Source organism: Methylomonas sp. PHL2-19, from assembly GCF_059331595.1.
This window is the reverse complement of sequence record NZ_CP196839.1, coordinates 4767938-4793204: the sequence shown is the minus strand read 5'-3', so window position 1 is coordinate 4793204 and position 25267 is coordinate 4767938. Positions and strand designations below refer to the sequence as shown.

The 25267-nt window shown below is 53.3% G+C and carries 16 protein-coding genes; 15 read left to right on the top strand and 1 reads right to left on the bottom strand.

The genetic code is table 11. The annotated features are described in order from the left end of the window. Nucleotides 1-151: 151 nt before the first annotated feature. The 7 genes from mreC (at nt 152) to ACR02O_RS22050 (ending at nt 8193) form a co-directional block, all read left to right on the top strand. On the top strand, nt 152-1048 hold the full coding sequence (mreC, locus tag ACR02O_RS22080; RefSeq protein WP_051669820.1) for a rod shape-determining protein MreC: 897 nt from the start codon (nt 152-154) through the stop codon (nt 1046-1048). Beyond that, complete coding sequence (mreD, locus tag ACR02O_RS22075) at nt 1035-1523, top strand: rod shape-determining protein MreD (RefSeq protein WP_033156055.1); 489 nt, start codon at nt 1035-1037, stop codon at nt 1521-1523. Before mreC ends, mreD begins: the two co-directional genes overlap by 14 nt. Before the next feature lie 6 nt (nt 1524-1529). Next, entirely contained in the window at nt 1530-3380 is a 1851-nt protein-coding gene (gene mrdA, locus ACR02O_RS22070; protein ID WP_494522393.1) for a penicillin-binding protein 2, read from the top strand. Then, a complete protein-coding gene (gene rodA, locus ACR02O_RS22065) occupies nt 3377-4507 on the top strand; it encodes a rod shape-determining protein RodA (RefSeq protein ID WP_033156057.1) in 1131 nt (376 codons plus the stop codon). The genes mrdA and rodA overlap by 4 nt, the downstream gene beginning before the upstream one ends. 13 nt (nt 4508-4520) lie before the next feature. Next, nucleotides 4521-5501: a lytic murein transglycosylase B gene (mltB, locus tag ACR02O_RS22060; protein WP_494522392.1), complete on the top strand. Its 981-nt coding sequence runs from the start codon at nt 4521-4523 to the stop codon at nt 5499-5501. A 184-nt stretch (nt 5502-5685) separates the two neighbouring features. Next, nucleotides 5686-7380: an FHA domain-containing protein gene (locus ACR02O_RS22055; protein WP_494522391.1), complete on the top strand. Its 1695-nt coding sequence runs from the start codon at nt 5686-5688 to the stop codon at nt 7378-7380. 393 nt (nt 7381-7773) lie between these two features. Continuing rightward, on the top strand, nt 7774-8193 hold the full coding sequence (locus ACR02O_RS22050; RefSeq protein WP_458138340.1) for a hypothetical protein: 420 nt from the start codon (nt 7774-7776) through the stop codon (nt 8191-8193). 757 nt (nt 8194-8950) lie between these two features. Here the strand turns inward: ACR02O_RS22050 and ACR02O_RS22045 are convergent. Beyond that, nucleotides 8951-13384, bottom strand: a complete 4434-nt coding sequence (locus ACR02O_RS22045) for a tetratricopeptide repeat protein (protein WP_494522390.1) — start codon at nt 13382-13384, stop codon at nt 8951-8953. A gap of 434 nt (nt 13385-13818) precedes the next feature. Here ACR02O_RS22045 and ACR02O_RS22040 point away from each other — a divergent pair, with 434 nt between their 5' ends. The 8 genes from ACR02O_RS22040 (at nt 13819) to ACR02O_RS22005 (ending at nt 25078) form a co-directional block, all read left to right on the top strand. After that, nucleotides 13819-17667: a hypothetical protein gene (locus tag ACR02O_RS22040; protein ID WP_494522389.1), complete on the top strand. Its 3849-nt coding sequence runs from the start codon at nt 13819-13821 to the stop codon at nt 17665-17667. A gap of 152 nt (nt 17668-17819) precedes the next feature. Beyond that, nucleotides 17820-18908: a glycine cleavage system aminomethyltransferase GcvT gene (gene gcvT / locus ACR02O_RS22035; RefSeq protein WP_494522388.1), complete on the top strand. Its 1089-nt coding sequence runs from the start codon at nt 17820-17822 to the stop codon at nt 18906-18908. A 4-nt stretch (nt 18909-18912) separates the two neighbouring features. Next, on the top strand, nt 18913-21834 hold the full coding sequence (gcvP, locus tag ACR02O_RS22030; protein WP_458138336.1) for an aminomethyl-transferring glycine dehydrogenase: 2922 nt from the start codon (nt 18913-18915) through the stop codon (nt 21832-21834). Next, nucleotides 21818-22438, top strand: coding sequence for a 3'-5' exonuclease (locus ACR02O_RS22025; RefSeq protein WP_494522387.1), 621 nt, complete (start codon nt 21818-21820; stop codon nt 22436-22438). Before gcvP ends, ACR02O_RS22025 begins: the two co-directional genes overlap by 17 nt. Then, nucleotides 22439-23215 carry a hypothetical protein gene (locus ACR02O_RS22020; RefSeq protein ID WP_494523478.1) on the top strand — a complete coding sequence of 259 codons (777 nt, stop codon included), beginning with the start codon at nt 22439-22441 and terminating at the stop codon, nt 23213-23215. It abuts the gene before it with no gap. Nucleotides 23216-23364: 149 nt separating this feature from the next. Then, on the top strand, nt 23365-24114 hold the full coding sequence (locus tag ACR02O_RS22015; protein ID WP_129871393.1) for an IS5 family transposase: 750 nt from the start codon (nt 23365-23367) through the stop codon (nt 24112-24114). Nucleotides 24115-24178: 64 nt separating this feature from the next. Then, on the top strand, nt 24179-24529 hold the full coding sequence (locus tag ACR02O_RS22010; protein WP_129871340.1) for a hypothetical protein: 351 nt from the start codon (nt 24179-24181) through the stop codon (nt 24527-24529). A gap of 147 nt (nt 24530-24676) precedes the next feature. Then, nucleotides 24677-25078 carry a DUF2195 family protein gene (locus ACR02O_RS22005; RefSeq protein ID WP_458138334.1) on the top strand — a complete coding sequence of 134 codons (402 nt, stop codon included), beginning with the start codon at nt 24677-24679 and terminating at the stop codon, nt 25076-25078. Nucleotides 25079-25267 lie beyond the last annotated feature (189 nt).

Genomic DNA, 25267 nt, shown 5'->3' with positions numbered 1-25267 from the left:
CTGTGACCGCGTAAAGCGGCTACAGCGGCCTTTTCTACGAATTTATGCCGCTCGGCACATGAACTGCCCATGAGCGGAGCTTGATTGTTCTTGCTGTCGCGTCGATGGGTGCCGGTCTTGCCCGTCGCGTTTTGATTGTTAGAGGTTTGCCATAAAACTCTTATTTGCCAAAGGCCCTTCACTTAATACCCGCTTACTGGTGGCATTGCTGGTATCAATTTCGATGTTAGTGATTGATTATCGCAGTGAACGCCTGGATCGGCTGCGTTCCTTGTTATCGGTGTTCACCTATCCACTACAGTCGCTGGCCAGTCTGCCGGTCGATTTTTATCAAACGGTTTCTGGAACGGTCATTTCTTTTGTGGAATTGCAAAAAGAAAACCGCCGCTTGAAAGAGGCTCAGTTCGTCAACGATGCGAAATTGTTGAAATTCGCAGCCTTGGAAAAGGAAAACACCCGGCTGCGAATGTTGCTGGAAAACTCCTTTCAGCTGGGCGAACAGGTTCTGGTAGCTGATCTGGTGTCGGTAAAACTGGCGCCTTACGAACACACCGTGGTGGTCAACAAAGGCTCGCGTTTTGGCGTGCATCCGGAACAGCCTGTTTTGGATGCCAACGGCATCGTCGGCCAAGTGGTGCGAGCATTACCGTCCAGCTCGGAAGTGATGCTGATCACCGATCCCGACCATGCCGTCCCGGTACAGGTTAACCGCAACGGTTTGCGTACCATTGCTTTCGGTACCGGCCAGCCCAATCGACTGCATTTGCCGTTTCTTGCCAATAACGCCGACATCGTGCCGGGTGATTTGCTGGTTACCTCCGGGCTGGGCGGCGTATTTCCGGCCGGTTATCCGGTGGCGGTAGTGGATAAATTCGAAGCCAGGCCGGACAAATCCTTTGCCAATATTTACGCCACGCCCAAGGCGGAATTGGATAAAAGCCGCGAGTTTTTGATCGTCTGGAGTCATTCCACGCCGGTGGTGTTAGGCGAGCAGGGTAAAGCGCCAGCCGAGCCGGAAGCCAAGGAAGCCGAGCATGTCGCGCCTTGATTTTGCCGCCACCGTTTACTTCATCGTTACCATAGGCGCGGCGATGGTGCTGCGGGTAATGTCGCTGTTTCCCAGTATGGATGTATTCAATCCGGACTGGATTGTGCTGGTATTGATCTATTGGTCGATTGCCTTGCCGGAACGGTTTGGCGTATTCAGCGCTTGGTCGATAGGTTTGTTGACTGACGTATTAACCGGCCGTTTGCTGGGGCAGTATGCCTTGATTTATGCGCTGATTTGCTATTTCAGTATCAACGAGCATCGGCGTTTGCGGCAATTTCCGATGGTGCAGCAATGCTTGTTTGTGTTTTTGTGCTTGTTTGCATCGCAGAGCATTATTTTCGGGACCGAAAGCATGCAAGCCGGCAATCGCCTATCCCTGGCGTTTTGGTATCCGGTGTTATCCGGCACCTTGGTGTGGCCGCTGGTGTTTGTGGTGCTGCGTTATATCCGGGTAATGGCACGCATCGTCTAACGGAGCATGGATAGAAAATTCGCCATTAAAGATCCGCTCGCCGAAAGTCGCTTATTTTTAAGCCGCATCGTCGCGGCGTTTATCTTGATCCTGTTTTTGATCGCCGGTTTGGTTACCCGTTTGGTGTATTTGCAGGTGGTTGGCCACGAGCACTACGCAACCTTATCCAAGGACAACCGCATCAAGATTTCGCCGCTGCCACCCACCCGTGGCGTGATTTACGACCGCAAGGGCCGGATGCTCGCAGAAAACGTGCCCACCTACAGTTTGGAACTGATCCCGGAGCAGATCGAAAATCTTGACGACACCCTAGTCAGGCTACAGAAGCTGCTGGACATTTCCGAAGAAAAAATCGATCTGTTTCAAAAGCAGCGTAAGCGCAACAAATCCTTCACCAGTACGCCGTTACTGCAGAATCTGAGCGACGAGGAAGTCGCTAAATTTGCCGTGGTCAGGCCGTATTTCCCTGGTGTCGATGTCTACGCCCGCTTGGTGCGCCATTATCCTTACGGCGACTTGGCTTCTCATGTGGTCGGCTATGTCGGTCGGATTAACGAGAAGGAAATGCAAACCTTACCACTGGCCAAATATCGCGGTACCAACCACATCGGCAAAACCGGCATCGAAAAAACCTATGAAGAGCATTTGCTGGGCACCGCCGGCTACGAGGAAATAGAAACCAACGCGCAGGCCAGGGCCGTCAACACAGTGGCGACGGTGGAGCCGGTGGCAGGTTCCAACATCTATTTGACGCTGGACATCGATTTACAAAAAATCGCCTACGATGCCTTGTCGGAATACAACGGCGCGGCGGTGGCGATTGAAATCAAAACCGGCGGGGTGCTGGTGTTCGCCAGCCGGCCCGGTTTCGATCCCAATCCGTTTGTTTCCGGGATTTCCGGCAAAGAATACAAAGCCTTGCAGGACTCGCCGGATCAACCTTTATACAACCGAGCCTTGCGCGGCCAGTATCCGCCGGGTTCCACCGTCAAGCCGTTTCTAGGCTTGGCCGGTCTGGAATATGGCGTCACCGATTTTAACCACCGTTTGTTCTGTCCGGGTTATTACAAGCTGCCGAATGTCGATCACAAGTATCGCGACTGGAAAAAGTGGGGGCACGGCATGGTGGATATGAACGAGGCGATTACCCAGTCTTGCGACGTGTATTTTTACGACCTGGCCTTAGCATTGGGTATCGATAAGATGCACGACTTTATGGACAAATTCAGTTTCGGTCGAAAAACCGGGATCGATTTGGTTGGCGAAGTCGATGGTTTGATGCCGTCCAAAGAATGGAAAAAACATTACCGTAGCCAGGCGTGGTTTCCGGGCGAAACGCTGATTACCGGGATCGGCCAGGGTTACACGCAAGCCACGCCGCTGCAGTTGGCTCACGCTACTGCTACGCTGGCTAACTACGGCAAAGTGATCACACCGCATTTGGTGCACAGTATTATCAGCGCTGATTACGCGGACATGATAGGCGGTAAAGCCGATGCCTTGATTCCGTTGAAGACTCAAAATGTCGAAAATATTATTAAAGGCATGACTAACGTGGTGCATGGAACCAGGGGAACCGCCGGTCGCTTGGCTAAGGCCATTACCTATCAAATTGCCGGCAAGACCGGTACAGCGCAGGTGTTTACCATCAAGCAGGAAGAGAAATACAACGAGGACGCCATCGATTTTAAAATGCGCGATCATGCTTTGTTCATCGCCTTTGCGCCGGTCCACGATCCGCAAATTGCGGTGGCGATTATCGCCGAACACGGCGGCCACGGCGGCTCGGTGGCGGCGCCTATCGCCGGCGAAATTATCGATGCCTATCTGAATCAAAAAAAGGAGCCGCAGCCATGAGAACCGAAATGCGCAATGAGCAGTTTCAGCCGCCATCGCTGCTGGGTAATTTACTCAGAAAGCTGCATATCGACATCCCGTTGTTTATCGGGCTGTTGCTGATTTGCGCTACCAGTTTTGTGATCTTATACAGCGCCGGCGGGCAAGAGGTGCCCTTGTTGATTCGGCATGCCACCCGCATGGGTTTCGCCATTTTATTGATGATCGTTTTGGCGCATATCAACCCGCGACGTTTCCAAAGTTTTTCGGTGGCCTTGTTCTCGATTTGCGTGTTGTTGTTACTGGCAGTGGCGGTGATGGGACAGATCAGTATGGGGGCGCAGCGTTGGTTAGATCTGGGTTTCTTTCGTTTTCAACCGTCCGAATTCACCAAAATCAGTGCGCCGATGATGGTGGCCTGGTATCTGTCGGAACGGGCCTTGCCGCCCAAGCCCAAGCATGTGTTGGGCGCGGCGACGCTATTGATAGTGCCGGTTTTACTGATTGCAAAACAGCCGGATTTGGGGACCTCCTTGCTGGTTGCCAGCTCCGGGGCGGCGGTGTTGTTCTTCGCCGGCTTGTCGTGGTGGTTCATGCTAGGCATTGTGGCTTTACTGGCGTCCTTGACCCCGGTGTTGTGGCATTTCATGCGCGACTATCAGCGCAACCGCGTATTGACGTTTATGAATCCGGAAGCGGACCCCATGGGCGCCGGTTACCATATCATTCAATCCAAGATTGCCATCGGTTCCGGCGGCATCAATGGCAAGGGCTGGTTGGGTAGTAGTCAGGCGGAACTGGATTTTTTACCGGAAAGCTCCACGGACTTTATCTTTGCGGTGTTTGCCGAGGAATTTGGCTTGTTCGGCTGCGTCGGGCTGCTGGTTTTGTATCTGCTGGTCATCAGCCGGTGTTTCTACATTGCCGTGCAAGCCCAGGATACCTACTCGCGCTTGTTAGCCGGCAGTTTGGCCTTTACTTTTTTTGTCTACGTTTTTGTGAATATCGGCATGGTGATCGGCGTGCTGCCGGTGGTCGGCGTGCCGCTACCATTGATTAGCTACGGCGGCACCTCGATGGTGACGCTGATGGCTGGCTTCGGTATTCTGATGTCCATCCATACTCACCGTAAACTACTACCCGTTTAATTGGCTTATGAATATGCACACGAAACTATCCGCTTGGCTTTTAGCTGCTACGCTACTGGGTCCGGTTTCCGCCTCCGCTGAAGTTGCCGAAACAGACAGCTTCAAACAGTTTATCCACAACATGGTCAAGCAGCAGCATTTCAACGAAGCTGAATTGCGGAATTTGTTCAAGGCCGTGCAAATCCAGCAGCCGATTTTGGATGCGATGTCCAAACCGGCGGAGGGCAAGCCCTGGTTTCAGTATCGCGAGATATTCATGACCGAGGCGCGTATTGCGGGCGGTGTGCAGTTTTGGAAAGACAACGAGGCAACCCTAAAAGCTGTGGAAAGCCAATACGGCGTGCCGGCGGAAATCATTATCGCCATCATCGGCGTGGAAACCAAATACGGCGCGCATACCGGCAAATATCGGGTGATCGATGCGCTGGCTACCTTGGGTTTTGCCTATCCGCCGCGCAGCGAATTCTTCCTGAAGGAACTGGAGCAATTTCTGGTGCTGGCCCGCGAAGAGCACATGGACCCTCTGCAACCCATGGGGTCTTACGCCGGGGCGATGGGTTTGCCGCAATTCATGCCCAGCAGTTTTCGCGGTTATGCCAAGGATTTTGATCTGGACGGCAAACGGAATATCTGGACTAACAGCTCAGATGCGATTGCCAGTGTGGCTAATTATTTCGTGCGCAACCAGTGGCAACCGGGCGGGGCTGTCGCTTACCCGGTTAGTGCCCGTGGCGAAGCCTATCGGCAAGCATTAAGCAAGGGCGTTAAGCCCGACACCAATGTCGGTGAATTGCGTCGTTTAGGGGTAGATGTCCCGACAGAACTGGCCGCAAGCGAAACCGTCAAGCTGTTGGCGTATCAGCAGCAGATGGGGGAAGATTTATGGGTAGGCCTGCATAACTTCTATGTCATCACCCGTTACAACCACAGCCCGCTATACGCTATGGCGGTGTACCAACTCAGCCAGGCCATTGCCGCCCGCAAGGCCTCGTAAGCACGACAGTCGTTGTTGGACTATGCTTGCTCGGCACTGGCAAAAGGAAACTTGCCAGCATTTAGGGGGATCTTGTTTTGCCGTTACTGATAATAAAAGGCGACTAATGTTGTTACTCGCTAAAGCCCCTACCACATACCGATAGCAAGGTCTGGCGTAAGCGCTGCAACGACGAGGCAAATTGATGGAAGACGATAAAACTGTTTTCATGGGAGTCAGTCCGTTTAAAGCAGCGGAAACGGATGCTGATCGCACGGTATTAGCCAAGCCCGAGACGCTTCTGGTCGATTTGCTGAATATTAGCGGACAAATAATCGGCAATTTCGCTTTCGAAAACAGTTTCAACGTTGGCCGGTCCCCAGAGAATTCGGTGGTCGTCAACGATCAATCAATCAGCCGGCATCATTTGGAAATTAAGCGCGAACCGGATGGCTGGTGGCTTTATGACTTAAATAGCACGCACGGCGTGTATCTGGACAAACAACGGCTGGCTGCTAAAACCAAGTTGCATTTGCCGGTGTTGTTGGGCCTGGGCGTTTCGCCGTTTGAACTAAAAATCGCCTCCGCGAATGTAAAGCCCGTTTTGCCCACGGCAAAAGACGATGCCACTTTATTTGCCGCTGCCCAAACGCCTGTTTTAAATCAGCCCATAGCCCCACCACCCAAGCCGCAGCCGAATTTATCTGCCGACGCCATCAAAAACCGCCTGTTGTCCGAAGAAGAATCGGCGGATATGGGCGATTACACGCGCATGGTGCGGCGGGTGATCCGCGAGGATAGAACCGTCAGAACCAAAAATTACAAAAAACTGATTTGGTCTTTGGGAGTCTTGTTTGTAATCGCCGCCGGCTTGGTCACTTACCAATACCTGGCGCTGGACAATGCCCGCAAGCTGGCGATCAATATGTTTTACGACGTGAAAACCTTGGAAGTCAGTTTGTCGCAAGCCGATATTCGCTTGGCGGAAAATATCGAATCTCTGGGTAAGGCTCTGGAGGAGTTAAAGGACGAAAAACTAAAGGTCTCGCAGGAGCGCATCAAAGCCGAGCAGGCGAAAATTCTGGAAGAAAAAAAACGCCTGGCCGAGGAACGGCAGAAGCTTAAGCTGATGAAAGCCAAGTATCAGGAATACCTGAAAGAAATCGATTTTCTACGCCTGAGCTTTCCGACCGACGAACAATACGAACGTGAGTTAATCACTCGTGTGGTCAGAGGCTTTGGCGAAAGCGAATTGGAACTGCCGGACGAGTTTGTCACGCAAGTACGGCAATACATCAAAAACTGGCAGGATACCGGCAGATTGCGCCTGGCTATTAAAAACATGCAAGACAACCAATACGGCCCGATGGTGCTGGAAGCCTTGGATAAGGAAGGTCTGCCCGCTTATTTTATCTATTTGCCTCTGCAGGAAAGCAATTACGACACGAAAGCGATAGGGCCGGAGACCCGTTTTGGCATAGCCAAGGGTGCCTGGCAATTCTTGGCCACCACCGGCCAGGAATACGGACTGCCGCCCGGACCGCTGGCGAATGTCAGAGAATACGACGAGCAGGATGCGCGTTTTGATTTTGCGCAGGCCACCCAAGCTGGCGCCAAATACCTGAAATACATCTACAGCAAGCAGGCGCAGGCATCGGGCTTGTTGGTGATGGCCAGTTATAACTACGGCCACAATAAGGTACGCGGGATGGTGGAAAAAATGCCGGATAACCCGCGCGACCGCAACTTCTGGAAATTCATCCAGCAATACGAAATTCCAGTAGAAACCTATGATTACGTGTTTTACATCGTCTCGGCGGCGGTGATAGGCGAAGACCCTAAGCATTTCGGTTTTGACTTCAGCCCGCCGCTGTTACAAATATCTCAGGCCGTTAATTGATAGGTCTGATTTAATCGGTAGCTTCGATAACACTGGGTATGTTGCAGCACACAAGCTTGGGCTTGAACCTAGCGGCATATTCCGATGCGGAACGCCGGCCGTAAACTTCCGGCGTCATACAGACACTTTGTACTGGTCAGTGGCAATGCGGGGTGGTTCATCGGAGCCTTCGGAACGCTTGACGGAGACGGAAAGCTTTCCAACGTTTCCGCAATCGATGTCTATACGTTTGCCGCCCCCAAGAACTTCGGATACTGGGCTGTCACTGGACCGGTTAATCCTTGAAGTCCAGAAATACCTTTGTTATGGCTATCAAAGCGAGCCATTACTTCGGCAAGACAGCGCTTATTGGTACACCCCATTCAATTCTCTACCCACCACAAGGAAACAACGATGAGTATGACGCTTTGGTTGAATATCCGTAACGGCGAAACTTACGAGAGCAACGGCGAAGATCATTCCGCTGTCTTCTACCTGCAAGAGCCACTGGATGCGTTGGCTGACAAACTCAATGTCACCCCGCTTAGCGCCTTTTATGATGATACTGACGTTCGCTATAACATGGACGAAACCGGCGAGTTTGAAGACTGCGAAGAAGGCTGGTCGGCATCAGTCGCCAATTGGTTTCCGGCCGCAGCCGTATTGTCTTCGGTATCCGTGATATTGGACCACCTGCAAACCAATCCTAACGCGCTAACGACCGCGGACGGCTGGAAGCAAGACGATGCCATTGACGAGCTTACCGATTTTAGGTCTGAGCTTGAGCGTGTCGCAGCGCAGTCAAGCATGGTCCATCTATGTATCGTCATGTGACGCCTAGCCTGGTAATCAAACGGACCTGCGCAAAAAAAAGTGCAGATCCGTTATTTCTAAGGTCGATCCAAAGGCGTCCGAATGGCCGACTAAAGCGGAAATTTGTGCCGCTGTTTGACACCATGGTACCTGTAAGGATGTGGCGGCTCCCGGGCTGGGCTCGGGCGATTTACAATCGATCAAGAACAAAGTAGATGCTGACTGATCAAATTCGACTCGAAGTAGCCAATGACCATGAATTTGAACAGACAAGAACAGACCGATAAGATGCCTTCAATTATTATTCAAGTCAGACACCATGCAAGGCCGTAAAGCGCAAATAACCAAAGCGTTGCGCCAAATGCTCGAAGGCCAAAATTCGGCGCAATACGGCTACCGCCTATTAAGTCCTGCGTGGGCTGGCATAACAAGCGAGGCCGAGAGAACGCATTAAAACAACTAAAAGCCAAACCGTATCATCTGCGCCAAACCAGCATATCGGTCCGCGCGTGGCGGATGGCAAGAAGCCCAATGCTGAACACGGTGCTCAATAAGTCATTGGGTTCAACCGCCGGATTCGGAAAACCTCAAGTCCGGTGGTGTGGTAGAGGTGACCGGCGCAATGCCCGTCATCCCGTGCCGATCATCATCTTAACTTAACGGCATTGTCCTTGCCGAACGGAATATTTATTCCGTTCGTAACGGTTTACTCGCGTGGATTGCCGACTTAAAACGTTGGGGACGGATTTACAAAATCCGTCTCGCTCACGGCGGCAAGTTAGGCCAAATTGGTTGACTGGGGCCATGAAAAGCCCAATCGTGCCGCCACGGTTTCCAGCCATTTTGGTAAGCGGTCTTGGCGTTGCCGGGTAAACTGTTGCCAGACATCCAGCCAGTTTTGCTCAGGCAGTGCCTCGGCGTCGTATTGAGCTAACCAAGCACAAACACATAAAAACTCGGCGCGATTATTTTGCTGATCTGACTTGGTCAGTTGCGACCAGAGGGCGATGGCTCGCTGAAACTGCTGAGCGGCATTTTGGCTTAAACAGCCTTGCACAAAACGCCCATAAAACAGACAGACGGGTTGTTTGTGTATGGCAATAAAATCCGGTAATTGATCAATTTGCTCAAATTCTAGGCTAACCGAAGCAGTCGATAAGCTCAGCCATTCAGCAAATAACCAATAACATTGAACATTAAAGTGGTCGATGTTAAATCGTTGCGGGGTTTTCAGCGCCAAGCGTTCAAGAATTGTCAGCGCCTGCCGGGCATAGTCTACCGCCTCGTCGTTCCGGCCTAAATCACCGAGGCGATTCGCATAATTGCTGAGCGACATAGCGTAATCCGGCTCAAACCGATCCGGTCTTTGTTGCACCAAGCGTTCATAGATTGCCAGCGCCTGCTGGGCATAGTCTGTCGCCTCATCGTTCCGGCCTAAATCACCGAGACGATTCGCATAGTTGCTGAGCGACAGGGCGTAATCCGGCTCAAACCGATCCGGTCTCTGTTGCGCCAAGCGTTCGTGGATTTCCAGAGCCTGCTGGGCATAGTCTGCCGCCTCGTCGTTCCGGCCTAAATCACTCAGGCGATTCGCATAATTGTTCAGCGAGTTGGAGTAACCCGGCTCAAATCGATCCGGTCTTTGTTGTGCCAAGCGTTCACGGATTGCCAGCGCCTGCTGGGCATAGCCTGCGGCCTCATCGTTCCGGCCTAAATCACCCAGGCAATTCGCATAATTGTTCAGCGAGTTGGCGTAACCCGGCTCAAATCGATCCGGTCTTTGTTGCACCAAGCGTTCACGGATTGCCAGCGCCTGCTGGGCATAGCCTGCGGCCTCATCGTTCCGGCCTAAATCACTCAGATGACTCGCATAGTTGCTGAGCGATACAGCGTAATCTGGCTCAAATCGATCCGGTCTTTGTTGCGCCAAGCGTTCACGGATTGCCAGCGCCTGCTGGGCATAGTCTGCCGCCTCGTCGTTCCGGCCTAAATCACTCAGATGACTCGCATAGTTGCTGAGCGATACAGCGTAATCTGGCTCAAATAGATCCGGTCTTTGTTGCGCCAAGCGTTCACGGATTGTGAGCGCCTGCAGGGCATAGCCTGTCGCCTCATCGTTCCGGTCTAAATTCATCAGGTGACTCGCATAGTTGCTGAGCGACATAGCGTAATCTGGCTCAAATCGATCCGGTCTTTGTTGCGCCAAGCGTTCGTGGATTACCAGCGCCTGCTGGGCATAGCCTACCACTTCAATGTTTTGGCCTAAATCACTCAGGTGACTAGCATAGTTGTTGAGCGAAAGGGCGTAATCAGGCTCAAATTGGACTTGGTCGCGCTGTATAAGTTGTTTGAAGACTTGTAAAGCTTGGCCTCCAAAATTAACAGCATCAATGGCTTTACCTAACCGAGAGGCATCCACAGCTAGACTACGCAAATCAGCAGCATGCTTAGACAATAACTGAATATCAGTTGGTTTTTTTTGTAGTTTATGCGCTGATTTTTCTTTGATGAAAAAAGCCACTTCATAGGCTAATTCCGCTAAACAAAGTGATTCGTGTTCGAAGCGGTTTTCCAATAACCCCGCCGCTTGGCTTTTTTGTTGTAGCGTTAATTGTTGGAAAGCTTGCTGCGCCAGATTAGGCAAACGACTTTGCGTTTGCACGGCAACATCTACCAGTTCCAAACAGCAGGCGACGAAATTGCTTTGCATGGCTTGAATCAACACGCCATCCAATTCCGGCGCATGCAGACTCAATCGCGCCAAAATTGTCAGCGCATGCTGTTGAACCGTCTTTTCGGCGGAGTTACCTAAAACCACGTTGAGCAAATCCAGGCAGGTTGTTGGTTGCAGGCTTTGCGCAACCAGCGCTTCGCCGAATATGTCGGGCTGGATGCTTTGTAAGCCTTGCGTACCGGGATACAGTGGCTCTAATTGCTTGAATAGATGACTAAAAACGGGCTGGGAGATCAAGCCCGGTTTGGCTTTGGCGTAATACTCGTAAGCCTGTTTCGGGGTTTTGAAGCCGTTGCTTAATGTGGTTAGTGCCAGCAAGTCCAGGGCGTGTTGTTGTGGATTGATTAAGTCCAACGCCTTGAGCGTTTCCAGCCAATAACGCCGTTCGTGATTCAGCAACGATTGGGTTAAGCCGATTGCGGTGGAGGGGCGTTCACCGTATAGCGCCAACAGCGCTGCCATTTGTAGATACAGCGGTTTGGCAAAATGTTCGCCGCTTAGATCAGGGATGCCCGCCGGGATTTGCCGGCCGGTGGCGGTTGCGTAGGCCACTAACGCATTTTTATAGGCTTGTTGGCGGCTGTTTTGATCCAGATAGAGCTCTGGCAACACGTATGGTCCGGAGGTGGCATAACCGTTTAATAGTGCTTCGCATTCGGCGTCTTTGCTGGGCAGTTGATCCCACCACTCGCCACCACCACGCGCCAGTAATAACAAGCGAACCGGATGTGGGTATTCCGCTTTGAGCCGGGCTTTAAGCAGGTTTAATAAGGTTTCCTGACGGGTTTCCGCGTAATCAATCACGATAAGCAGCGGTTTTTGTGCGGTTTGCAACTTGGCCCAGGTTTGTGCCGAATCTTCACGACTGAGAAAGCCGCAATGCCAGCCGCTGTTCATGCGTTGTTGGCACAACTCAATCGCCAAGCGGGTTTTGCCCAAGCCACCGGCGCCCGTCAGCAAGCGAGTTTTGATGGGGTAATCGTTGCCATCTTGGTTATCCAGCCATGCGTTGAGCGTATCCAACTCGGTTTGGCGGCCCGGATCAAACGGAACCAACGCAAAATCGGCGCGGAGCATCTGGCTTTCGGCATAGCCTAAATCGGCGCGCCATTGTTTGACGGGTAGCGTCAGTGGCGAATCGCTAAATGGTTGTTGTGGGCTACTGAGTTGTGGCGGTTGCGCAGTCGCTGTCTCTAGCTTGGGGCTGCCTTTTTCGATGTGCCACTTAAAACATGCTTTTGCAATTTCTTCCACACAGGCCGACCAGGTGTAGGCTGCTAAATCGGTTTTCAGCTTGTGGGCTTTTTGTTTGGCGGCGTCAACGTCCACCGCAATTTTGATTAACGCTGTTGCGACGTTGGCTAGGTCGTCATCGTGGAAAAACGGGGTTTCGGTTTTGCCGCGAACCTGTGTGGGATAGACAAATCCGTCAAGCCCTCGTTGTTTAAGCAGTTGGTAGACACCGCTTTGCGTACTGATAATCAACGGCACGCACGCGGCAATCGCTTCCCACGCCACCAAACCAAAACCTTCGTGCCAGGAGGGCATCATGGCCACGCAGGCAGACTTTAAGTCGTTGTATAGCTCTGCTCGATCTTGGGTATACGGTAGTGCGTGTAAGGTGATGACTTGATCAGCGTAGCTTTCAGCAAATTGCAGCAATTCAAGTTCTGGGTTGGTAGATTGGCTTTGGTTGTAATCAAGGCGTGATTCAAAATCGACGCCGCGTAAAACCAGCTTTGGCTGATTAATCAGTTTTTCTGGGGCTTGGTTGTTTTGCGCTTGTTTTATTGCTTTAGCAAATGCGGCAATTCCGAGGTGCGCTTGTTTGATACGGGCAGCATCATCACTCAAACGGCCACTAATAAAGGCGCTGAATTTTTGTGGGGTGTTGTTGCGCGGGTCAATTTCAGCCAAGCCTGGAATGATTTGATGAACTTGTTCGGGTTTGACGTCAACCAAGTCGCAAAGCGCAGTGTGCAAGCTTGGGCCAACCGCTAAACACAAGTCGGCTTGCTTAAATATCGCTCCTTGGTCAGTTGATTTGCTGTGCGCTGAGTGTGAGTCTTCGGCGTAAGCTTCGTAGGCTGCATAGCTCATGTGGTGAATCAGCGCAGAGCGACCACCGAATTGCTTGGCCGCTTGGAGTGCTGCGCGACCACTGATTCGGTCATGACCGAGCCAGATGGTTAATTCTGGGGTTAGCGGGATGCCTTGTTTGGCGAGTTCGTCGATGGCGGTGTTGGCTTGCTGGTCTGTGAATAGCTTGTCACTCGGTGGGTAAGGAAGTGTTACTAGGGTGACATTGGCATTTTTGGCATCGGCAATTTCAGCCTCTGTGGTACTGGAAACAATGCAAATGACCTGAAGCTGTGTGGGATAGGCGACGCCGAAGGCACTTAAAAAGTCGGTGTTAAAGGCGTTGATTCCACCGAATTTACTGCCCCATTGAGTGGCAAAAGCAATTAGTGAGTGCATTGTGTTCTCATGACATTCCTTAGTCTGCCTAGTATACAACGCTAGACTTTCTCGGCGGGAAGGGCTTTGCAAGTCCATACCAAACGTTTCACGGCGCCTCGCCGCTACTTTGCCTCCTGAATCAAATGATTCGCTTCAATTAAAGCACTCCCAAACGTTTCGGACGATGAAAACGCCCCGTCCGGCATTGAGGCTTTCGGTGAAGCCACGATTCGGAAGTCGGCGGAGTCCGGGTGAGGTCTTGCAATCAAGCAGATATAGCTAAACTCTCAGGCAGCAAACCATCCAACTTCGGTCACTGATGGTCGAAACGCAGCAGTCCGCTACTGGCCGAAGTCTGTCTTCCCTCGTAAGCCAACATTAAAAGGTTAAGGCCTAATCTGTAATTCCATTAGGCGATACCCTATTAGGCTTTACTGTTTCGGCACAACACCTTGTCATTAGTCCTCGGGCTAAAGAATTTGCGTCAGCCAATATCTATCGGCGGTGCCGGTCAAGCTAAAGCGGAAATTTTTGTCGTGCTGTTTTATCATGGTGCCGACAAGGATGTGTTCGCTCCCGAGCTGGTCTCGGGTGTTTTTGACCGACAAGGATTTGCGATGCCTCCCTGCGCTGTATTCATTCGGCTGTTTTCGGCCTCTACTTGTTTCATTTTTCCCTGTCTGCTGGCAATAGCCGTTCCTGGTGCGAGCCAGGCCGGATTAAATGACGCAACTCATAATCTCCCCATTAATCCCACGCCGCAGCACCCGGCCTTCTTGCTTGAGTTGGGCAGTGCGCCTTCTGCACTATCTCATACCCTGCCCGGTGTCCAGATCGTGCAAGGCCAAGCGCTGCCGGAACCGCAAGCCGGCGTCAGTTGGCAAGTCGAGCCTGATGCTGTCAACGTGTTGCATGCCGGCTTCGGCGCATGGCCGGCGGCTTTTCGGTTCAACTTAACCCAGCCTGCGGCGGGTGATTTTAAATTTTGGGCGCGCTGGCGGCAGGGCGGCGATCCGACTGTTTGCGTACAGATTTTTGAAGTTTGGGCGGGACCGGATACCGGTCAGTTGGCGTTGCGCGGCAGCTTTGCGCTGAAACCCAGCGGCTGGGAATACGCCTGGATGACCGGCGATAAGCCGGTGTCGCTGAAAGCCGGTGATAAGGTGATGGAAATTCGCAACAGCGGCAATGGTCACGATGCCAAAGTGTTCGATGCGTTTTTGTTGGCTTCGCCGTGGGGGGCGCTGCCTTGGGTGGGTAGTGTGGATCAACCGGCAGTGTTGTTGGAATTAGGCAAGGCGCCAACCTTGGCGGCGTTGCCCAAGCCGCGCTATCTCGACGTTGTGACTGGCAGCGCCACGGCGGGCCACAATACCGGCGCACTGGCCATCGAGCAGGATGAAGCATTATTGTTTCATCAAGGGTTTGGCGATTGGGGCGGTAGTTTTCGTTTTGCATTGCCGGCAGCCCTTAAGCCTGGGGAATATCGATTGCTGGCCCGCTATAAAAGTGGCGGCGAAGTGTCTCAGGTCAAACAACGCTTCATCGTCAAGGCCGGTGCAAAACCTGAAGAACTGGCGACTCGCACCGAGTTTGCCCTTACTAACAACACCCCATGGGAATACCAATGGTTGCCGGCACCTGCCGGCGTGACATTGTTGCCTGGCGACCGTTGGCTGGACATCGAAAATAGCGGCAAGGCTGACGGAGCCAAAGTTTTCGACGCGTTTTTATTGAAACTAGATAAACCGCTTGGCGAGTGGATGTCCGCCGAGGAGGCTCAGGCCAGAAATCGCTTTTTGGCGTTGACCAAACCTGCCGCAGCAGGCCCGCGCCGCCTTTATCTGTTGGATGGCAAGGGCGAGCATGCCGAGAGGTTATTTCGCGGCTTGGCTGCGGATGCGGCGCGACCGGTCTACGAAAATTTGCCGGTTACTTATTTGCTCGGCCCCGAAGCCGAAGCGATGGCCGGGCAATTAAACATCAAGACTCTGCCCGCCGCAGTAATCGCCGACGACCATTTCACAGTGCTCGGTGTATTGACTCAGCCCGTCGCAGCAACGGATGTGCTCAAATTTCTGGCTGAACCAGGCAAATTCGGCACTATGCCGATACCCGCCCAAGTGAATTCCCTGCCGCCGACACCGTTGCAAAACGGTGTGCCAATGGCTTGGCTGGTCGGAGGTTTGCAAGACGGCCAAGCCGGCGTATCGGTGTTTGGCCTGGATACGGAAACTATCTTACGGCCCAACCCTCAGCAAGCCTATCTGAGCCTGGAAATGATGGGTGGCAAAATGCGCGATTGGCGCATCGCAGCAACTCAGGCCAACGGTGACGCCGACATAGAAGCCAGCACGGCACATGCTTATGGTTGGTCGCGCGGCACCGGCTATGCGCAGCTTTACATTCATGCCCAGCAAGCAACGCCAACGCTGTTGCATCTACGGCAATCCGGTATCAAATCAGCCGGCTGGCTGGATGGTCAATCTATTACGTTTACCGATGATCCAAGACCACCCGCCGGCTTTACCAAATCTATGGGTACTCAGGTCAAAACGCTATTGCATGGCTTGACCACGGAAGGCTTGCTGGCAACCGCCAGTGCCGAGCGTATGCAGTCGCCGCAAGTGGCGGCGCTAAACCTGGCTCCTGGCTGGCATAGCCTGTTGCTGAAACTGGTGATGCAACATGAGCAAGGACAGCGCTTTTATTTCTCCGGGGCATTTACCGATACAGCCGGACAGACATCGGCAGGCTTGACAACCCAAGTTAGCGATCCCGATGCGGATCTGGCTTTACAACAGATTGCCACAAAGTTACGGCCTATCGTGTTCGTTGATGCACCTGCCAACCTGCTGCATCCGGGGGATGCGCTGAAGTTAAAGGTGGATTTACGCTGGCAGCCGATTTTGGAAGAAACGACTTTAGCGCCGCCGCTACTGCGCTTCCCGGCAAAATGCCGTCTGCGCCTAGTCGATTACAGCGGCAAACAAATCGCCGAACGGGAAGTCAACGATACTTTTCCCGGTCAGATTGAAGTCGATTTTGGCAAGCTTCTTGAGCCGGGTTATTACGCGGTCTATCCGTCCTTGTATACGACCGACGGCCGCTTGATCATGCATTATCCGGCCGACGGTTTTAGTGTGGTCGGCGGCAATGCCGCCCAAAAGCAACGGCTGGCGCAAAAGAAACTCTGGAACAACGATTACTACGCGCTGGCCGACGGTGACAAAAGTTTCAGGCAGTCTGGCGGCTATTTTGCTTGGCTGGAACGGATGGGGATTATCAGAAGCTACGGCAGCTATCCGGGATTTGCTCCCGACTATAAGCCGCTGTGGGAACGAGCCAAACAGCGCGGTTTGCAGTTATTTGCCGATTCCTCCGGCGACAGCAATTGGTTGAACGACAAGCCTACCGACGGCCAAAGCTTTATCCAATCTGCGGCGGCTTACACTCGCTATTTCAAAGCCACAAACGAAATAGACATCCGCCATGAAGCCGATTGGCAAGCGCTGCGCGAGCCGGCGCATTGGGTCGAACGAGCGAAATGGGAATATCAACAAGCCCATCAAGCCCGCAGCGATGCGCATGTTGTCGGCGGCAGCTTGGTCAGGCCAGGCGAGGGCGATTGGTTTAAACAGGTATTGCAATTGGGTTTGGACAACTACCAAGATGCTTGGGACGTGCACGCCTATCCGCAACAGCCGCCGCGTTTTGGCGGGCCGATTGGTAATGGTTCCAACGAAGATGAGCGGGGCGTGCTGGCAAGCTATGCCAGCCTGGGCCGCAGCAACAAATTGCCGTTCTGGCTTGGCGAAACCGGTGCCAAGGCCATGCACGGTTTCAGCGGCCGGCGCTGGCAGGCCGAGCAGGTAGCGAAAATCATCGCCTGGGTCAACAGCCGTCCGGATTATCTGGGTGTAGCGTTTTGCATCGCCCACGAATATGACCTGGCTTACGGCCGAATCTGGGACTATTCCTTGGGCCATAAGCCCGGCGAAGCGGCCATGTATACCGCCGGCGCGCTGATTGACGGCTGGCCTTATCGAGCCGTCGATACCCACGACGATAAGGTCCAGGCCGCTTATTTTGGTGAGACTTTGATGATCTGGCGGACGGATGATGCCCGCAGTGACTGGCCAATACGGCTGGACCCGATCAAAGTCTGGGTGGTGGTGGATGTCGTCGGGCAAGTGCGCGAGCTGGCCGTCGACAATGTAGGCCAGGCCATCGTCTCAATTTCCTCCAGCCCCATGTATGTATTATCGCGGGCGCATTATCTCCAGGCGATTGCCGATTGACGGACTGCGGAATGGCCGTGTTGGTGGAACGCAAAACTGTTTTTTCGAAAATTGCCAAACGATATTGTGTGCGGCATTAATGCTAAATACCTTGGTTTGGCCGCACTGCGCGGCTAGACTTGCACCATTACTAATCCACACGGGATGGCCAGGTGAATAGTTCAAAGCAAACCCCCTTATACGATTTACATCGGCAACTAGGTGCCAAGATGACCACGTTTGCCGGTTACCAGATGCCGGTGCAATACAAAAACGGCATCATTCACGAGCATTTGCACTGCCGCAGCCAGGCCGGTTTCTTCGATATTTCCCATATGGGCCAGTGCCGAATATTGGGCGAAGGCGCGGCAGAGGCCTTAGAAAAACTCACGCCCGGCGGCATCGTCGATTTAAAGTGCGGCGCGCAGAAATATACGGTTCTCACCAACGCCAACGGCGGCGTTATCGACGACATCATCGTCACCCGCATCGAATCCGGCTTATCCCTCATCGTCAATGCCGGTTGCAAGGACAAGGATTTTGCTTATCTGCGCAGCCAATTACCGGCCGATTACTTATTCGAAGCGTTAGCTGAGTTAGCCCTGTTTGCCTTACAAGGGCCGGCTGCGGCAGCGGTGCTGGCCAAGTTTACGGCGGAGGTCGGCGAGCTGAAATTTATGCAAGCGTGCGCCACCGAGATTGCCGGAACCCTATGCCACATCAGCCGTAGCGGCTACACTGGCGAAGACGGCTTTGAAATATCCTTACCGCAAGCCGAGGCCGAGCGCATCGCCCGTTTGCTGTTGGCGGAAGAGGGCGTTGAACCGATTGGCCTGGGGGCTCGCGATACGCTGCGCTTGGAAGCCGGTTTGTGCCTGTATGGACACGAGCTTAACGAATCGATCACACCTATCGAAGCGGGTTTGCAGTGGATATTCAAAAAAGGCCACAGCGATTTTCCCGGCGCGGAAAAAATTCTGCAGCAACGGCAGGATGGCGCGGAGCGAGTGCGCGTCGGCTTACTGGTGGATGGCCGTATTCCAGTGCGGGACGGCTGTGAGATTGTGCATCAAGACCGGCCAATCGGCACGGTGACCAGCGGCAGTTTCTCGCCGAGTCTAAATCGGCCGGTGGCGATGGCGCTGCTGGATCGCCGATTTGCCGAGCCGAGTACCGGATTAACCGCGCTGGTGCGGAACTCTGCTATTTCGGTGACGGTCACTTCGCTACCTTTCGTTCCGCACCGCTACTTAAGAAGGTAAGCCCATGTCTGCAAAAAACGTCCGTCTCGACCAACTGGAAATGCGCGGTAATTTCATTCAACGCCACATTGGTCCCAATGCTCAACAGACCCAGGAGATGCTGGCCGAGCTGGGCTTGAGCGATCTGGAACAGATTGTCGGCCAAGTGATTCCGGCCAATATTTTGAATCACGAACCGCTGAAACTCACCAATACCATCAGCGAACGCGCGGTGATCAAATACTTGCGCAAAATGCGCGAGCGCAACAAGGTGTTGGTATCGATGATAGGCATGGGTTACTACGACACCATCATGCCGGCGGTGATCAAGCGCAACGTCCTGGAAAACCCCGGCTGGTACACCGCCTACACGCCGTATCAAGCCGAAGTCGGGCAGGGCCGGCTGGAAGCTTTATTGAATTTTCAGCAAATGATCATCGATTTGACCGGTATGGATATCGCCAACGCCTCGCTGCTGGACGAAGCGACTGCGGCGGCGGAAGCAATGACCATGTCGCGGCGGCTAGCAAAAAGCCCGTCCAACACCGTGTTGATCGATAAAGATTGCCATCCGCAAACTATCGCGGTGGTGCAGACTCGGGCCGGCTCCTTGGGCTACGAAGTGGTGGTCGCCGATCCGTTCGACAATCTGGCGCAACACGATTTTTTTGCCTTGATTCTGCAATATCCGGGCTCCAGTGGCGAAATCCGCGATTTGACCGAAGCGACCACGATTGCTCATGGCAAACAAGCATTGGTCACGGTAGCGGCTGATTTACTAAGTTTGGTTTTGCTTAAACCGCCAGTGGCCTTCGATGTGGACATCGCGGTAGGCAGCGCTCAGAGGTTTGGTGTGCCTATGGGTTACGGCGGTCCGCACGCGGCGTTTTTTGCCACCCGCGACGAATTCAAGCGCTCGATGCCCGGGCGCTTGATTGGTGTGTCCAAAGACAGTCACGGCCAGATCGCTTTGCGAATGGCCCTGCAAACCCGCGAGCAACACATTCGCCGCGACAAGGCCACCAGCAATATCTGTACATCGCAGGTTCTGCTGGCGGTGATTGCCGGTTTTTATGCGGTCTATCACGGCGCGGAAGGGCTGCGCCTAATCGCCGGCCGGGTGCATCGCTATGCGCAGATTCTGGCAGCGGGTTTGGTGCAAGGCGGCCATCAAGTGCTGAGCCAATGTTATTTCGATACCGTGGTGGTCAGCGTGCCGAATCGCGCCCGCCGCATCGCCGCGCAGGCGGCTGATGTGAATATCAATCTGCGGGTTATCGATGCCGATACGCTGGGGGTTGCCCTGGACGAAACCACCAACCGCGAGCATTTACGGACCTTGTGGCAGGTGTTCGCTTCGCCGATTGCCGAGTTGCCGGACATTGCCGTGTTGGATGCGACACTGGGCGAATGCATCCCGGATACGCTATTGCGCGACGACGCAGTTCTGAGCCATCCAGTGTTCAGTCTGTACCATTCGGAAACCGAGATGATGCGCTACATGCGCCGGCTGGCGCGCCGCGATATTGCCTTGGACCGGGCGATGATCCCGCTGGGTTCGTGCACGATGAAACTCAATGCCGCTACCGAAATGCAGGCGATTTCGTTCTACGAATTCAATGCCATGCATCCGTTTGCGCCGCTGTATCAAGCCCAAGGGTATCAGCAATTATTCGCCGAGCTGGAGGACATGCTCTGCGATTTGACCGGCTTCGATGCCTTTTCCCTGCAACCCAATGCCGGCTCGCAAGGCGAATACACCGGCCTGCTGGTTATCCGCAAATACCACCAGGTCAACGGCCAGGGTCAACGCAACATCTGCCTGATTCCGGCCTCGGCGCATGGCACCAACCCGGCCAGCGCGACCTTGGCCGGGTTGCAGGTTGTGGTGGTGGCCTGCGACGACCACGGCAACGTCGATGTCGCCGATCTGCGCGCCAAGGCCGAGCAGTACCGCGACACCTTGGCGGCGTTGATGATTACCTATCCGTCCACCCACGGCGTTTACGAACAAGCGTTTCGGGAAATCTGCGACATCGTTCATCAACACGGTGGCCAAGTGTATATGGATGGCGCTAATTTCAACGCCTTGGTCGGTCTATGTCGGCCCGGCAAGATTGGCGCGGACGTGGCGCATTTGAATTTGCACAAGACGTTTTGCATCCCGCACGGCGGCGGCGGTCCCGGCGTAGGGCCTATCGGCGTGGGTGCGCATCTGGCGCCGTACTTGCCGGATCACCCACTCGTGGAAGGCGTCAATCCCGCCAAGGGCGAGCACGGCACGGTCGGTACCGTATCGGCGGCACCGTGGGGCTCGGCGAGTATTTTGACGATTTCCTGGGCCTACATCGCGATGATGGGCGCTACCGGCCTGCGCCGGGCCACGCTAACCGCGATCATGAATGCCAATTACATCGCCCGCCGGCTGGCGCCGCATTACCCGATTCTTTACACCGACGCTAACGGCTGGGTGGCGCACGAATGCATCATCGATTGCCACGCCTTCAAAAAAACCGCCAACGTCACGGTCGAGGACATCGCCAAACGCCTGATCGATTACGGTTTCCATGCGCCGACCGTGTCGTTTCCGGTGCCGGATACCTTGATGATCGAACCCACCGAAAGCGAGAACAAAACCGAAATCGACCGTTTCTGCGCAGCGATGATCGCGATTCGCGACGAAATTCGTGAGATCGAAACCGGCAGCGCCGACCCGGACAATAACGTGCTGCACAACGCCCCGCATACCCATCGCCTGTTGCTGGAGGACTGGCATTTGCCGTATTCCCGGCAAAAAGCCTTCTTCCCGGATAGCCACCAGCACGACGACAAATATTGGCCGCCGGTCGGGCGCATCGACAGCGTCTACGGCGACCGCCATGTGTTTTGCAGTTGTCCGCTGGACTGGGCGCAAGCCGCCGCGGAGTGCGATGCTGAAGCACGTTAACCAGCCGCTGGCCTTCGTCGACCTGGAAACCACCGGCGCCACCGCCACCAAAGACCGCATCACCGAAATCGGCATCGTGCTGGTCGATGAAGACGGCGTGCGGGAATGGAATCAACTGCTCAACCCGCAAACCCGGATTCCGTTGTTCATCGAACAAATGACCGGCATCAGCAACGAGATGGTAGCGCAGATGCCCAGCTTTGCCCAAGTGGCCTGTGAAGTGGCGGAATTGTTGGAAGGGCGCTTGTTCATTGCTCACAACGCCCGTTTTGACTACGGGTTTTTGAAGAACGAATTCAGCCGGTTGGACATGAGCTTTCGGCCGCAAGTGTTATGTACCGTCAAACTGTCGCGGGCTTTGTATCCGCAGTACCACAGGCATAATCTGGACAGCCTGATCGAACGGCATGGTTTGCAGGCCAAAGACCGGCACCGGGCCTTGGCCGATGCCCAATTGATTCACCAATTCTGGAATCAAGCCTGCGAGCAGTTCTCGGAGGCGGTGGTCGATCAAGCTGCCCAGCGTTTGGTCGGCCGCTCCAGTCTGCCGTCCAACATCGACCCAAACTTAATCCACGATTTGCCGGAAACGCCCGGCGTTTAGCTGTTTTACGGCGAGAACGACCTGCCGCTGTACATCGGTAAAAGCGTCAACATCCGCAACCGGGTGCTGGCGCATTTCGGCGCCGACCATAAGAACAGCAAGGAGATGAGTCTGGCCCAGCAACTGCGCCGCATCGACTGGATCGAAACCGCCGGCGAGCTGGGCGCGCTATTGCTGGAAGCACGCTTGATCAAGGAAAAAACCCCGGTGCACAACCAGCGCCTGCGCCGCAAAAACGCCTTGTGCGCCTGGCAATTGCAACAACACGGCGAACAGCTCAAGCCGGTGTTGAGTTGGGCCGGCGAGCTCGATTTTGGCGCCCAGGACAATTTGTACGGCCTTTACCACAGCCAGCGCGACGCCCAGAAAGCCTTGCGCGGCGTTGCCGAACAGCACGGCCTGTGCCTCAGCGTGTTGGGCCTGGAAAAAACCGCCGCCGGCCGGCCTTGCTTTGGTCACCAGATCAAAAAATGCCGCGGCGCCTGCGTCGGTTTGGAAGCCCCGCTGGCCCACGCGGCGCGGCTGTTGATCGCCATGCAAAAACTCAAACTCGCCGTCTGGCCTTATCCGGGCGCGATTGGTGTGCGCGAAGGCGAGGAATTGCATGTGATCGATCGCTGGTGTTATCTGGGTACAGCGAAAAACGAAGCGGAGATAGCCGAGCTATTGCAGGCCGGTGTTCCGGCCTTTGATCGGGATACTTATATGTTGCTGAGTAAGTCGTTGAAAAAGGCGGAGGTTGTTGGGTTGTCAAAGGCGTTTAGAGTGGTTGGTTGAACCGCGTTTGTCCGGTTACCCCTTTCTAATTGGTATCTACGACCTTTTTATATTTTATTCTAGGGGCTGTTGCCATTTTGTCATAATCCCTTTGAAAATCGATTGGCGAGCCATATTGATTGAGTTTTCAATCAAACGATAACTAGCGAATGCCACGCCAACTGCTTACAGATACCCACTGGGAAAAGCTAAAAACGATTATGTTGAGTTTCAGCATTTACGACAAACCCGGTCTTCGGCAAACGGTCGAAGGGATTTTTTATCGTTTGCGTGTTGGCTGCCCTTGGCGAGACTTGCCCGTCGCTTTTGGCAAGTGGAATGCCGTGTACAAGCGCTTCAATGCCTGGTCACTGCAAGAAAAGCTGAGGGGTATCTTTCAGGCGCTAGTGATTGAGCCTGATTTGGAATGGCTATTTATTGATGGCAGCATTATTAAAGCCCATCAACACAGTAGCGGCGGCGCCCATGAAAATCCAACAGCCATCGGGAAATCGGTCGCAGGCAACACGACCAAAATCCATATGGCGGTTGATGCCGGTGGACTTCCCATCCAGTTCTCGATTACGGGGGGCGAAGTACATGACTGCAAAGAAGCGCCGGAATTTGTGGCCAAGCTCCCCCAGGCGGGCTACATGATTGCAGACAAAGGGTATGACAGCGAGCCGTTACGGATTCAAATTCGAGACCAAGGCACAGTCCCCATCATCCCAAGAAAACAAAATTCAATAGTCGGGAATGAGGAAATGGACTGGTGTCTCTATAAATATCGCCACCTCGTTGAAAACGTATTTGCGCGACTGAAACATTTTAGAGCTATTGCCACCCGATATGACAAACTAAAACGCAATTTTGAAGGTGCTATCGCCCTGGCTTGTGCATTTATATGGTTACCGATGTGAAACGGCAACAGCCCCTAGCTTTCTAGGCTGCACCTGGTTAGCCCTTTGCAAGGAGCCGGTTTCTATGATGATCGCAATTTTTGTTATATCTGGATTGCTTATTTGTATTGCTGTACCAGTCTTCATGGTTAAAACAAAGGATGCCAGAAGGAGACTTCAAACGATGTATATTGGTTTATACATCTCTGGTCTTTCTTTAGTAACCACAATCGGATTGACATATCTCTGTTTAATTGAAGGTGTAATCTCGTTCGGCACTCGAACGCAGAGTGTAACTTTGCTTCAAAGCGAAGCCCCAGTGTTGTATTTGCTGTTGGCCCCTTTTTCAATTGCTCTGCCTAGCTGTTTTATTTTGTTTGGCTGGCGTGTATTCCAAAGCGCCCGACTTGGGAAACCATTGTCGTTAAAACTGTAATTGCAACCTCTAAGAGGAATGTTCTAAAAGCCCGGTAGGGTACGCACCGCGTACCTCCCTGGCTTTTGCTATCACGATAGCATTTTGATGGTACTACAACTTATTATAAAACAACCCAAAAGAGCGCATTGATTATCAAGGTGTCTTATGTTGATGGGAGACCTACTAATGGTGGCACGAAAGATTAGTGTTTTAGGCGTTTTTTTTATCGTTTCGTGTGCGACAGCCAATGAACCAGAATCCATACAACTTAATAATCAGTTGTCTGCCTGCATCGCTGTTAATGACATACAAACGTCCATCGAGAATGGGATTCCTGTCCTCTCGTTTGATGCCAAAATAATTAAATCAATTGCTGAGTGCGGCTGTAAATCAGCTCTGGGATCGTATTCGGTAATGGCCAAAATGGCAGAATATCAATCGTATATAATCGTTGGAAAGGTGGCTTTTACAAAATCCGAACATAAGTATTGGCCATTGTCGGCGGAGCAAGGTTTGATTGACAAAAGAAAATTGGAGATTGTCTTATCCTGTGCTCAACCAGACTAAATATTTTTCTCGTTCCCACGCGCTGCGTGGGGATGTCGGGCTTGGCCGCGCTGCGGCATGCGTGACCGCAGCGCGGAATATTTTGGTTCCCACGCAGCGCGTGGGAACCCGATAACAATGAAAAACCAGATATTGACCGCATTGAGTAACTCAACAGGTGCACCTTCTAACATCAGCACATCAGATTTA